This window comes from Desulfoplanes sp. PS50 (genome assembly GCF_053851535.1).
Genome location: NZ_JBSPZA010000015.1, coordinates 23,633 through 36,261, shown reverse-complemented (window position 1 = coordinate 36,261; position 12,629 = coordinate 23,633). Strand labels below are relative to the sequence as shown.

Annotated in this window: 10 protein-coding genes; all 10 read right to left on the bottom strand. The window is 55.1% G+C overall.

The window, feature by feature from the left end:
- Positions 1 to 18: 18 nt before the first annotated feature.
- On the bottom strand, positions 19 to 1,248 hold the full coding sequence (locus ACTVJH_RS08290; RefSeq protein ID WP_455989354.1) for an ATP-binding cassette domain-containing protein: 1,230 nt from the start codon (positions 1,246 to 1,248) through the stop codon (positions 19 to 21).
- Between the two features lie 7 nt (positions 1,249 to 1,255).
- Complete coding sequence (locus ACTVJH_RS08285) at positions 1,256 to 2,062, bottom strand: MlaE family ABC transporter permease (protein ID WP_455989352.1); 807 nt, start codon at positions 2,060 to 2,062, stop codon at positions 1,256 to 1,258.
- 208 nt (positions 2,063 to 2,270) lie between these two features.
- Positions 2,271 to 3,302 carry a tRNA 2-thiouridine(34) synthase MnmA gene (gene mnmA, locus ACTVJH_RS08280; RefSeq protein WP_455989350.1) on the bottom strand — a complete coding sequence of 344 codons (1,032 nt, stop codon included), beginning with the start codon at positions 3,300 to 3,302 and terminating at the stop codon, positions 2,271 to 2,273.
- A gap of 76 nt (positions 3,303 to 3,378) precedes the next feature.
- Positions 3,379 to 4,860 carry an Asp-tRNA(Asn)/Glu-tRNA(Gln) amidotransferase subunit GatA gene (gene gatA / locus ACTVJH_RS08275; RefSeq protein ID WP_455989348.1) on the bottom strand — a complete coding sequence of 494 codons (1,482 nt, stop codon included), beginning with the start codon at positions 4,858 to 4,860 and terminating at the stop codon, positions 3,379 to 3,381.
- Between the two features lie 111 nt (positions 4,861 to 4,971).
- Entirely contained in the window at positions 4,972 to 5,256 is a 285-nt protein-coding gene (gatC, locus tag ACTVJH_RS08270; protein WP_455989346.1) for an Asp-tRNA(Asn)/Glu-tRNA(Gln) amidotransferase subunit GatC, read from the bottom strand.
- A 124-nt stretch (positions 5,257 to 5,380) separates the two neighbouring features.
- A complete protein-coding gene (locus ACTVJH_RS08265) occupies positions 5,381 to 7,357 on the bottom strand; it encodes a penicillin-binding protein activator (RefSeq protein ID WP_455989344.1) in 1,977 nt (658 codons plus the stop codon).
- Positions 7,358 to 7,466: 109 nt separating this feature from the next.
- Positions 7,467 to 9,377: a molecular chaperone DnaK gene (dnaK, locus tag ACTVJH_RS08260; protein ID WP_455989342.1), complete on the bottom strand. Its 1,911-nt coding sequence runs from the start codon at positions 9,375 to 9,377 to the stop codon at positions 7,467 to 7,469.
- Between the two features lie 213 nt (positions 9,378 to 9,590).
- On the bottom strand, positions 9,591 to 10,169 hold the full coding sequence (gene grpE, locus ACTVJH_RS08255) for a nucleotide exchange factor GrpE (RefSeq protein WP_455989340.1): 579 nt from the start codon (positions 10,167 to 10,169) through the stop codon (positions 9,591 to 9,593).
- A gap of 151 nt (positions 10,170 to 10,320) precedes the next feature.
- Positions 10,321 to 11,352: a heat-inducible transcriptional repressor HrcA gene (gene hrcA / locus ACTVJH_RS08250; protein WP_455989338.1), complete on the bottom strand. Its 1,032-nt coding sequence runs from the start codon at positions 11,350 to 11,352 to the stop codon at positions 10,321 to 10,323.
- 347 nt (positions 11,353 to 11,699) lie between these two features.
- Positions 11,700 to 12,614, bottom strand: coding sequence for a dTDP-4-dehydrorhamnose reductase (rfbD, locus tag ACTVJH_RS08245; RefSeq protein WP_455989336.1), 915 nt, complete (start codon positions 12,612 to 12,614; stop codon positions 11,700 to 11,702).
- Positions 12,615 to 12,629: the final 15 nt, after the last annotated feature.

Genomic DNA, 12,629 nt, shown 5'->3' with positions numbered 1-12,629 from the left:
GCGCGTTCCTCCTGGTCGTTAATATCTCCGCCCGGAACATGAAACTGCGGTCACGGTGATTTGATTCGCCGTGCTTCGGGCGATATGTTTGTCCAGGCTTTCTTCGGGGTCCCCGGGAGTGCAGCCCATCTGGAGCATCGCGGTGACATCCTTCTGGTCAAATCCTTCGATGAACAGGTTGTGCCCATCGCGGGGTCCCTGGACAATAGTCGTAGCTATGTTTTCACATTCTTGCGTCGATAGGCCGGGCAGAATTCCAACGGCTGTGCGTTGGTCGTACGAGGCCACGCAGAGTTCCCGGTCGAGGATAGTTTGCCAGGTGCGGGCGAATTTTTCAACGACATGGTGCGCGGCAATGGCCCCGATTCGTTCGGTCACGGCGGAAAGGCCATGCATGCGCATGGTCAGGATGCAAAAAGGCGTGTTGTCTTCAGCGCATTTTTTTTGGGCCTGATCAAAATGTTCAAGAAGCCGGTTTTTTGTACTCAATCCACTGAGATCATTTTTCAAGAGTTCCAGGCTATGGATGAATTCATCAATGACCGGTTGTCTGGTCTGCTCAAGTTTGAGCGGTGATCCCTGAAAGAGGATTTTTGCCTCGTCAATGATGGCCACCCGATCGGAAATGTAGAAAACGTCCGGAATATCGTGGGAAACAAGCACGGCCGAAAAATTGAACCGCTGCTGGTAATGGGCGATCATGGAGAGGACCGCGTTTTTTCTGATTGGATCCAGCCCGGTTGTGGGTTCGTCAAAAAGAACGATTTTGGGATCGTTGATCAATGCCCTGGCCAGGGCAACTCTTTTCTGCATCCCCCCGGAAAGCTGGGTCGGATATTTGAGGCCCACTTCCCCCAGTTCCAATTGATCCATCTTTGCCCTGACCTTCCCGGAAATCTCGCGGGAATGAAGGGTGGTCTTTTCCCGCAGGGGAAGGGCGATATTTTCAAAAACGGTCAGGGAATCGAACAGGGCATTGTGCTGGAACATGTAGCTGCATTCGCGTTTCATCTCCTGGCGCTGCTTGTGGTTCAGGGAGGTCAAGGGACGACCCATGAAGACGATTTCCCCTTCATCGGGCGAGAGCAGCCCGATAATGTGTTTGAGGAACACACTCTTGCCCACGCCGCTTTTACCGATGATTGTGGTGATCTCGCCCTCGTTGATGGTCAGATCGATCCCATCGAGGATGGTTTTGTTCCCAAATCGTTTGGTGACGTTTTTAAATTCGACAAGTGGTGTGGGCATGGGAATTCTACAGGAGAAAGGATGTGAGTACGTAATCGGCTATGAGGATCCAGACGCAGGAAATGACCACCGCCGATGTTGTGGCCATGCCGACGCCTTTGGCCCCGAAACCACCCTGACGGGTGTGGGTGAAATATCCCTGGAAACCGCAGATCGTCGAGACCAGAAAGGCAAAGACAATGGCCTTGATGAACCCGCCGGTGACGTCCTGCATGACCACACTTGATTCCACCCGGTAGAAATAGATCCCCTTGTTCAGACCAAGAAGAAGCACCCCGGCGATATACCCGCCCAGGATCCCGACCACATCGTACAGGGCGGTGAGCAGGGGGAAGGAGATCAGGGATGCGGCTATCTTCGGACTGATCAGAAAGCGGACCGGATCAATGGCCATGGTGTCCAGGGCATCGATTTGCTCGGAGATGCGCATGACCCCGATTTCCGCAGTCATGCTCGATCCGGCTCGGGCCGTGATCATGATTGCGGTGAGCACGGGGCCGAGCTCACGGACCAGAGAGAGGGCCACGGCCGAGCCCAGGGCACCTTCTGAACCGAATTGTGTCAAGGTGTAGTAGAGCTGCAGTCCCAGGACCATCCCGGTGAACAGGGCCACCAGGGCGATAATGGCCACGGATTTGGCCCCGATGAAGTAGATCTGCTGCATGATTTTGGAAAACTGGAACGGCAGAGAAAAAATTTTCATCAATCCCTGGAGCGAAAAGATGGTATATGCCCCACATGCGTTCAGGATGTCGATAAGCATCCTGCCCAACGCGGCAAAGGGAGTCAGAATATATGTGATGAATGAGGGCATGGGCAGTCGTGGGTGGAGGATAACGAGATGTTACATTCTATGTGCGTGAGTAGCTGAAATGATCAAAAAAGACAATAGATCTCATGCTGGTAACGGACTGATTTGCTCTTATGGCCGGCTTGCCCCGTTCCGGGTGGTTTGAAACTCTCTCGCCGGCCTCGTAACCTCAAGCCGTTGCTCAATGAAAACAAGCCGTACGCGCAAGATGTCAGGCAATGATGCCTCCGGCAAGAACCTGGCCTTCCTGGGTGTAGACAGTGAGTATCTGGCCGGGGGTGGGAACCTCCTGGGGGGTGATGAAATCGACTGAAAGCGCATTCTCCTCGACCCGGATCCGGGCCTGGTCGGCCTGCTGGCGGTACCGGGTCTGCACAAAGAGTTTTTCCGGCCAGAGATGGGCCGGAAGCATCAGATTCGGATGGGTGGCAATGCACGCCTCGGCCAGAAGTTGGTCCCGTGAACCCACGACCAGGGTGTTTGTTCGAACATCCTTGTCTATCACGTACAGGGGATGGGCATAGGCGATACCCAGCCCCCGGCGTTGGCCCTGGGTATACCTCCACAGCCCCTGGTGGGTGCCGATCCGTTTCCCCCCTCTGGTCAGCACCGGCCCGGGACCGGGAAGGGAGATGCCCCTGGCAGAGAGAAAGGAGCGATAATCATCCGGAATAAAGCAGATTTCCTGGCTTTCCTCTGTGCCGACGGGTTCGAGACCGCGGCGCGTGAGCGCGGGCAGAACATCCTTTTTGAACCAGTCGCCCAGGGGAAAAAGAACATCTTTCCAGGCCGAAGCAGGAACCAGGGAGAGAAAATAGCTTTGATCCTTGGACGGGTCAGCGCCTCTGACGAGCATCGGCCCGTTGGGGGAGGACCTGATCCTGCAATAATGACCGGTAGCCAGTTTGTCCGCTCCGAGTTGTCGTGCCGAATCAAGGAGCAGACCGAATTTCATCTCCCGATTGCACCAGGAGCAGGGATTGGGTGTCCTGCCTTGTTTATAGGCCCGGATAAAGGGCTTGATGATCAGGTTTTCAAAGGGTTTGCTCAAATCGATGGTTTCAAGACCTGCGCCCACTAACCGACATTGGGCTCGCATGGCCTCGACCCGTTCAAGATCGTTTGGGGTCGGGGGGAGAAAAAAGGCATGCAGTCCAAAAACGTCGGCTTCCTGGTCTCTGAGCAGGGCCAGGCTCAACAGGCTGTCGGCTCCGCCGCTTAGAGCCAGTGCAATGGTCGTCATGGTTCACACGGGAGGGTTGTGAGGTAACGAAGTGGGATGGCAAAGGCCCGGCATCAGGATGCCGGGCCCGAAAGATTTAGGCGAGCAGGCGTTCCAGGCCCTGGGGCCGGGGCAATGGATCCTGCGATTGTTCCAGGACGTTTGCTATGGCCAGGAGACGTTCTTCACCGAATTTGGACCCGAAAAACTGGAGACCGACCGGAAGTCCGGACTCTCTGCCCAATCCCACGGGCAGACTCAGCCCGGGAAGTCCGGTCAGATTCAGGGAGATGGTAAAGATGTCCGTCAGATACATCTGCAGGGGATCGGCGGTGTTCTGTCCCAGCCGGAACGCTGTTGTCGGGCAGACAGGGCCGGCCAGCACATCACAGGATCTCAATGCATTCAGAAAATCTTCGCGGATGATCCGTCTGACCTGGGCCGCTTTTTTGTAATAGGCCTCGTAATAGCCTGCGGAAAGCACATAGGTACCGAGCATGATCCGGCGTTTGACCTCGTCACCAAACCCCTTGGATCGTGACTTGGTGTACATTTCCAGGAGATCCTGGGCATCCTTGTCCCTGATCCCGTAGCGGACTCCATCGAACCGGGCCAGATTGGAACTCGCCTCGGCCATGGCAATGATGTAATAGGTAGCGATGGCATAGGCGGTATGGGGCAGCGAGACCGGAACAATTTCCGCTCCGAGCTTTTTGGCCGTGTCCATGGCCCTGGTACAGGCCTCGGCCACTTCCGGAGCCAGTCCCTCCCCCCAGTATTCCCGGGGCATGCCGATACGCACCCCCGAGAGATCCTTCATGGCATCGAGACCAGCGACAAAGTCGGGAACCGGTGTGTTTACACTGGTAGAGTCTTTGGTATCGTGGCCGGCGATTACGGAGAGAACCAGGGCTGCGTCCTCAATTGTCCGGGTCAGGGGGCCGGCCTGATCCAGAGAGCTGCCATAGGCGATCAATCCGAATCGGGAGACACGGCCATAGGTCGGTTTGAGACCCACAATCCCACAGAACGATGCCGGCTGGCGAATGGACCCGCCCGTATCCGTTCCTATGGAGGCGAAGGCCTGGCATGCGGCCACACTGCTGGCTGATCCTCCACTGGACCCGCCAGGTACGTGCTCGAGATTCCAGGGGTTTTTGGTCGGTCCATGCGCAGAGTTCTCCGTGGACGATCCCATGGCAAATTCATCCAGATTGTTCTTGCCGAGAATGATCGCCCCATGTTCCTTCAGTCTGCTTACCAGGTGGGCATCGTAGCAGGGGGTGAATCCTTCCAGAATTTTGGAGGCACAGGTTGTGGGCATGGATTTGGTGGCCAGAATGTCCTTGAGAAGAATGGGCACTCCCCATAATTTTCTGGCGGGATCAGGACCCTGTTGGTCCAGCGTTTTGGCATGTTCAAGTGCCTGCTCGTCATTGCGGTACAAAAGGGCCTTGAGATGGGGATCGCTGGCCGTGATGCGGTCGAGGCAGGCGGTTGTGACTTCCTGGGCAGTGACCTCGCCGCTGGCCAGGAGATTCCTGATCCGGGTCAGTGTATGGGTATGAAGTGCGGCCATTGAGTTTCCTTGTGGCAGTGGTTGCGTGATCAATGTTTCAAGGGATTGGTGGGCGATGACCCGGGATTGCATACGAAAGTTCAAGACCAGGTCCCGGAATCCTTAAAGTCCTTAAACGATTTTTGGGACCAGGAAATATCGGCCATCCTCTTCAGGTGCGTTTTTCAGGATTTCATCTCGAGATATGGTCTGGATCGCCTCGTCCTCCCTGAGAACGCTGACATTGTCCACAGGGGAATACATGGGTTCCACCGAGGAGGTATCCAATTCGTTGAGCGTGTCCATGTACGACAGGATGGTGTCCATTTGACCGGCAAACAGGCCGGCCTGGTCCTCTGCTATGTCCAGTCGGGCCAAGCGTGCGATTTGAGTGACTTCATTTGTGGTGATACCCATGACATGTTCTTCCTTGATCCTGGTTGGTGATGGGACGTTTTGTATTTCAAAGGGCCGAATCGTTTGTGAGCGTTTGTCTGCAACGGTTGAGCCGGTTTGTCGGTCATATCCTGTTTCGTGTGTGTCAACGCTCAGGCCTATCCTGAGGCGAGGCCAGCTGCTTGCGGCGGGCTTCTCGTTGCGACCGTCTGCTTGAGATGTGTTCGGGATCAACGATTTCGGGACCTGCCTGAGTCGGATGGAAAACAAAATAATTTTGGGAGGCAATCCCGTTTTCGTCCCAGGACAAGGGGGCCATGGTCCAGGAAAACGATTTTCGGGTGGTCAGGTCACGGTTGACGGTCTGATGATCCGGGGGGGTACCCGGGGAGGTGAGACCCGTTGAGAAGCGAATGAAATCAAATCCCAGGGCGGTCCAAAAGTCAGGAGCTCTTTGCCCGGTTTCCTGCAGGATGCGATTGAGTTCCGTCATTGCCGGCCCGGGGTTGTCCTTCCACCACCCGCCGGGATACACTGCCAGATCGAAATAGCTCGCTTCCATGGGAGAATCCGGATTCGGGCCCTGTTCCCACAACTGAGAGCCCAGAAACAACATCCTGTTCTCGTTATAGAAAAAGAATTGAGGAACAATGAGTTTGGCGTTCTCAAGCGAGTCTGGCAAAAAAACGGCCTGAAAATCCGGTTCCGGATTGAGCTCGCCCTTGTCCAGTCCTTCGGCCTCGAGCAGGCGGGATACGGTTTTACCCCAGGCCGTTGGTTCCCCCGGGGTATAACTGTTCATGCCGGTGATTTCCCCACCATGACTCGTGGCCTCCTCCCAGAAATACTGGGCCATGACCCGGCCATACGGCTCCTGCGGGTAGAGAATGGCGAATCGGGAGATCGTCTGGTTACGGGCAGACCTGACCAGGGCCCGGACCTGATCCCGGGGGCTTCCAAAAAACCGCCATGCCCTTGTTCCTTCTTCCTCCAGGGTGGGCATGAAGGTGAAAAAGACTCGTTCTTCTTCAAGTTCGTTTTCACGAATCGCCTGCCATGCCGATTTCCGCAAGGGCCCGCCCACGATCCGACAGGTTGGGGCAAGATCGGCCAGCTCCTTTGTCCATTCCGGTGAGGCTGAATTGATGATAGTCACCTGGAGATCCATGCCCCGGCTGTTCAGATACCATTGTCCGGCCCCCACTCCCTGGGCGATACGCCAACCAATGGACGCATAGGATCCCTGGAGAGGGAGGACCAGGGCAATATGCTGCCGGGGCTGTCCCAGACGTTGGGTCAGGGTCTCGAGGTCCTGGTCAAAAGGGAAGTCCCCGGCCCATGGGCTTTTGTCTTTCAGGGTGATCAGGTCCTGCCAGACCTGGGGCCACAGATCGGAATTCTCTTCCAACCGTTTCAGATCGTACATACCTGTGAGAATATTCTTGGGAAACGAGGTGATAGGTTCCTGTCTGGTCGCATTGGCAGCCTCTGCCAGAAGGTCGAGGGGTTTGTCCCGCAACAGACGGGTTACCTCGGTTTCCAGCGCCAGGCGATCCGGGTGTGAGGAGACGTGGTCGTATTGCAAACCGTAACCGTTCAGGGTGCCGGCCAGATCGTTTCGTTCGGCCGCGCGACGGATAAATTCCTTGGCAGCCTGGGTTCGGGTCCCTTCGGGGAGATCGCTGTCCTCAACCAGCCCTTTGAGAAACCGCTCGGCAGCAGAGCTGTCGTGTTCTTCCTCGATCAGGGCCGCCTTGTTCATGTTCCAGGCCCAGGAGGTCATGGCCTCGGGAAAGGCGCGGGCCCATTTGTTCAAAGCCGATTGTGCCCTGTTCCAGTCCCGATTTTTTACCGCACTGGTGGTCAGACGTTCCCAGGCGAGGGTGACGATCCCTTGGGGAAGGTCGGGATCCTCGAGCAGTTCCGTGTAACGCCGCTGGCTTTCGAAATAATCCCGGGCTTCCCAGGCCTGCTCGGCTTTGCCGGCAAGATCCTTGGCAATCCGAGGGGATGGCTGGACAGCCTCGGGCGTGGAAGGGGGTTGGCTGACAGGTTGTTTGCCGCATCCCAGGGAAAAAAACAGGGGCAGTGCAATGAGGAAAAAAAGGAGATGTGTTTTCATGGACCACTGATGGGAAAAAGGGAAGGGCTACTGATACAAAAAGGCCTGGACTCACTGATAAAGTGGTCCAGGCCTTGTACTCTAGGAAGCTGGTATTAGCCTGTCAAGGCTATTTGACCTCGGTGTAGTCGGCGTCGACAACGTCTTCGTCATCGGACTTTTCAGCTCCAGCTGCCTGATCAGCCCCAGGCTGCCCGGCACCGGACTGGTCTTCAGCGGATTTCTGGGCATAGAGCTTTTCAGCGAGCTTGTGGGATGACTGGGCCAGTTCCTCCGTAGACTTGGTAATGGCTTCGGCATCTTCGCCTTCCATGATCTTTTTGAGTTCTTCGATTTTGGTCTCGATTTCGCCCTTGAGTGTCGCGTCGACCTGATCGCCGAGGTCACGGAGGGATTTTTCCGTGGTGTAGATCAGACTGTCGGCATGGTTGCGGGCCTCGATGAGCTTCTGACGCTGTTTGTCCTCGTCGGCGTGGGCCTCGGCATCCTTGACCAGGTTCTGGATCTCGTCTTCGGAGAGACCGCTGGAGGCGGTGATCCGGATGGACTGTTCCTTGCCTGTTCCCAGATCCTTGGCCGACACGTTCACGATGCCGTTGGCATCGATGTCAAAGGTGACTTCAACCTGAGGGACACCGCGGGGGGCTGCAGGGAGACCTGTCAGCTCGAAGCGTCCCAGGGTCATGTTATCCGAGCACATGGGACGTTCACCCTGGAGAACATGAATGGAAACCGAAGGCTGATTGTCAGCGGCAGTGGTAAAGGTCTGGCTTTTGCGGGTGGGGATGGTCGTGTTCCGTTCGATGAGTTTGGTGAAGACCCCGCCAAGGGTTTCGATCCCCAGGGAAAGGGGGGTGACATCGAGGAGAAGAACATCCTTCACGTCTCCGGCAAGAATGCCGCCCTGGATGGCCGCACCCATGGCCACGACTTCGTCAGGATTGACGCCCTTGTTGGGTTCCTTGCCAAAAATACTGGTTACTTTGGACTGGACAAGGGGCATGCGGGTCTGACCGCCAACCAGCAGTACCTCGTTGATTTCCGTTGGCTTGAGATCGGCATCGGCCAGGGCCTTTTGACACGGTCCCTCGACTCTGGCGACCAGATCCTGGCACATGGATTCCAGCTTGGCCCGGCTCAGTTTGATGTTCAGATGTTTGGGGCCGTTCTGGTCGGCAGTGATAAAAGGCAGGTTCACGTCCGTTTCCATGGACGAGGAGAGTTCCTTTTTCGCTTTTTCACCGGCTTCCTTGAGACGTTGCAACGCCATGTTATCCTTACTCAGATCGATGCCGTTGTCCTTTTTGAATTCGTCGACCAGATAGGAAATGATGATATCGTCGAAGTCTTCGCCGCCCAAAAAGGTGTCACCATTGGTGGAACGGACTTCAACCACATTGTCGCCGACTTCAAGGATGGAAACATCAAAGGTGCCACCGCCCAGATCAAAAACAGCGATCTTTTCATTGGACTTTTTCTCGGCACCATAGGCCAGGGATGCGGCGGTGGGCTCGTTGATGATCCGTTTGACCTCAAGGCCGGCGATACGTCCGGCATCCTTGGTTGCCTGCCGCTGGCTGTCATTGAAATATGCGGGAACAGTGATGACTGCTTCACTGACTGTTTCACCCAGATAGGTTTCGGCATCCTTTTTGAGTTTCTGCAGGATGATGGCCGATATTTCCGCTGGACTGTATTTCTTGTCGTTGACCTGCACATAGGCGTCGCCATTGGGGCCGGCAACGATTTTGTAGGGGCTTTTCTTGGCCCAGGCCTGAATCTGAGGCTCGTCGAATTTTCTGCCCATGAGCCGCTTGACAGCGAAAATGGTCTTTTCCGGGTTGGTGACGGCCTGGCGCTTGGCAATCTCGCCCACGAGCCGTTCCTTGTCGGTAAAGGCTACCAGGGAAGGGGTTGTGCGACCGCCTTCAGGGTTGGTAATGCATTTTGCGTCTTTGCCTTCCATGACATAGACGCAGCTGTTGGTTGTTCCGAGATCTATTCCGATAATCTTACCCATGCTGTCCTCCTGAAAAATGAATGGTATCGAAAAATGTTTCCAAAGGGTTTTGGTTGAAAAATAATATATTGTTGGTGGTTCGTCCCGAATACCTGCCTTGGCGATAACCTCATCCAAAGGGGAGTTATTCGGTTTCGGAGTAAATCATAATGCGCCAAGTGATGTTGTAAAGGGCAAGGTGCGCAAAAAGGCTGAATATGTCGTTTCAGAAGATCAATCTGCTTCAGGGTCACAGTGCTTGCTGACAACGACCTTGGCAGGGCGGATCAGCCTGTCATGGAGTTTGTATCCGGTTTGCACCACCTGACTGACGCACCCTGCTTCCATGGACGGATCGGGTACCTGGGAGATGGCCTCGTGAAAGGCCGGATCAAAAGGCGTACCGACATGGTCCCTGCCGATGATGGCCAGACCGTTTTTTTGCAAGGTATCCTTGAAGATGCTCAAGGTCATTTCCACGCCCTGAACGAGATTTTTGCAGGCTTCTTCCTTCTGGCCGTGCTGCAGGGCGAGTTCGAGATTGTCCAGTACCGGGAGTATGCTCTCGATGATTCCGCTCGTGGCGAATTTACAAAATTCTTCCTTTTCCCGCACGAGCCGTTTCTTGAGATTCTCTGCATCCGCAAGGATGCGTAAGGACTCCTGTTTCTGGTCTTCGAGCTCGGCACATACCCGGGCGTATTCCTCTTCCAGGGGGAGATCCTGGGCGCCTTCCACTTCCCCGGCCTCTTCTTCCTGCTTTTCCGGGTTCTGTTCGCTGGCTGGAGGATTTTGTTGTTTCTTTTGTTTCATCTGATCGTCTCCTTGGGTGACCGGCCTGACAAGGACGTAAGCATGCGGGCCAGTACGTGGGTAATGGCTGAAAAAACGCATGGCAGTAACTTCTTACCCATGCGTACGCTGTGTAATCCCATATTCGATGTGGTTCGTCGCCCTGAAAGGGCTAGAATCGTGATTGAAGCATCTGACTAAGTACTTGGGCGGTAAAGTCAACCATGGGAATGATTTTTGCGTAGTTCATGCGCACCGGGCCGATGACGCTGATCATTCCGGCTGTCTGTTCGGAAATGGTGTATGGGCAGGATACCAGACAACAGTATTCCAGATCGTTCCAGGATTTTTCCTGTCCAATGACGATCCGCGAATCCCGCTCGTCAAAGATGGTGTCAACGAGTTCCAGAAGTCTGGAGCGTTCTTCCAGAAGTCTGAATATATCGCGCATCGCCTCGATGTCGGCGAAGTCGGGCTGGGTAAGGAGGTTGCTCGCGCCTTCCACGAAAATCTCTCGCTGAGAGCCTGTAGAGCAGGTTTTATCGGCAAGATCCAGGGCGCGCTGATACAGGGCGTCAAAAACCTGTTGGGCCGCCTGCATCTGGGCGCGGATTTTTTCCCGGACCGTGTGCAGGGGTTGCCCCTGAAAATGGCTGTTGAGATAATTGGCGTACTTGATCAGGTCGTCCGAGGTGATTTTTACGTCCACATCGATAATCTTGTTCTGAACGATGCCTCCCTGGAGAACGAGAATGGACATGATCTTGCCCGGAGTCAGGAGAACGAAATCGATGTGCTTCCATTGGACATGCCCCTGGCTGGGACCAAGGACGAGACAGGCCTGCTGGGAAATGGAGGAGAGAACCCGCGAGGTGTTTCTGAAAATGTCGGAAGGATCTGAACCCACGTGGCCAAGATGGTCGGAAATGGCGTCCATCTCATGTCCGGACAGGGGGGGGATTTGGAGGATGGTGTCCAAAAAGTGGCGCAATCCCTTAATGGTCGGAATACGGCCTGCCGAGGTATGCGGTTGGTCAAGCAGTTCCTTGTCTGCCAGGTCGGCCATGGTGTTTCGGATACTGGCCGGACTGAGCTTGCTTCGCGATTTTTTGGCCACGATACGAGAACCCACAGGTTTTGCTGTGGCTATGTATTCCTCGACAATAATTGTCAGGACATCGATTTCACGAGGAGAAAGTTCCATGATTGACCTGTTTTTGGCACTCTCTAAGATTGAGTGCCAAAAATACGCATTCATGACTGTACTGTCAAGGCAGGGTCGGATTCTGACAGGGCTTATTTGTTTGCATGGCTGGTTTGCCCCGTTTTGGACGGCTTGAAACTCCCTCGCCGGCCTCGTACCACCAAGCCGTTGACCAGGAAAGTCGTGAAATTCTCACCAGGTGCCTGGCAACGGCTTGGTGAACGATGCCTGGCTCGGTCAGACAGTCAAGCCGCCCAAAACGGGGCAAACCAGCCATGATATTTCGGATGATTGGACGAGAACAGCTTTGCCCTGCTGTTCTGGAGCATTTTTTGGGGGTGTCAGGATTATACGTCAGCAGAAGGGGGGGTGCGATCCCATTCAAAGAGATAGGCCCGCAGTGCCTGAATCCAGGGGCGCGGGGTCAATCCGGTTCGCCGGGTGAAGGCCGAGCAGTCCAGAACCGAGTAGGCGGGACGCGTGGCCTTTTGGGGAAAATCCGCTGAGGAGATAGGCTGTGCGTGAGAGGGGACGCCACTACAGGAAATGGCCTCGGCTGCGAATTCGCACCAGGAGGCATGGCCTGTGTTGGTGAGATGGAAGATGCCCGTAGCCTCTGCCTGGATCAGGGCCATGGTGTAGGTGGCAAGATCCAGGGTGTAGGTTGGACAACCGACCTGGTCGTGGACAATATTGAGTGTGGGACGCGTTTGCGCCAGGGTCAGAATCTTGTCCACGAAATTGGTTTTGTGGGGGCCAAAGAGCCATGCCGTGCGGATGATCAAGGTTTTTTCCCACCCCAGGGCCGTGATCCCCTGTTCGCCTTCCAGCTTGCTTTTTCCGTAAACAGAGAGGGGATTGGGTTCGTCGTCAGGAAGATAGGGGGAGGATTTTTTGCCGTCGAATACAAAATCCGTGCTGTAATGAATGAAAAAAAGATCAAAGGCCTTGGCCGTGCGTGCCAGGATCACCGGCAGGCTTTTGTTCAGCCTCATGGCCTCCTTTTGCTCTTCTTCGGCCAAATCCACCTGGGTGTACGCAATGGTATTGAAGATATGCGTTGGGTGGTGATGTTCGATGTATTCCTCGAGGTTGGCCTGCACAAAGACGTCCAGATCCTTACGGCCGGGGCAGAGAATATCCCAGCCCTGTTCCTCGAGGACCTGGGCCAGGGCCTGACCCAGGAGTCCGGTTTTCCCACCAAGGACCAATGCCTTTTTCGGCCTCTTCTGAACCTGTTCCAAGCGGTTGGTGTGTGTCATGGCAACGTGTCTGTT